Genomic DNA, 392 nt, shown 5'->3' on the forward strand with positions numbered 1-392 from the left:
AGGTGCCAACGGAACGGGAGGTACAGGGGCAACGGGAGCAACGGGTCTTACTGGAGTAACAGGTGCGACAGGCGAAACCGGAAAGGGAACAACTGGAGACACTGGTGCAACGGGGCTTACTGGAGTAACTGGTGAAACAGGTGCAACCGGAACCGGAACGACAGGAGCCACAGGAGCTACTGGAGTAACAGGTACGACAGGAGCAACGGGAACAACAGGAGCTACTGGTGCACCGGGGCCTACTGGTGCAACGGGTGCGACAGGTGCAACAGGAACAGGAGTTACCGGGGCTACTGGAACTACCGGAGCCACAGGCACGACAGGATCTACTGGAGTAACAGGTGCGACAGGTGGAACGGGTCTTACTGGAGTAACTGGTGCAACCGGCGCAA

At 58.4% G+C, this 392-nt stretch carries 1 protein-coding gene; it reads left to right on the forward strand.

The window, feature by feature from the left end:
• Positions 1-392: hypothetical protein (locus HP548_RS00045; RefSeq protein ID WP_175380570.1), on the forward strand; the 392-nt coding region annotated here is incomplete at both ends.

Source organism: Paenibacillus taichungensis, assembly GCF_013359905.1.
In the GTDB taxonomy this organism is placed as follows: domain Bacteria; phylum Bacillota; class Bacilli; order Paenibacillales; family Paenibacillaceae; genus Paenibacillus; species Paenibacillus taichungensis.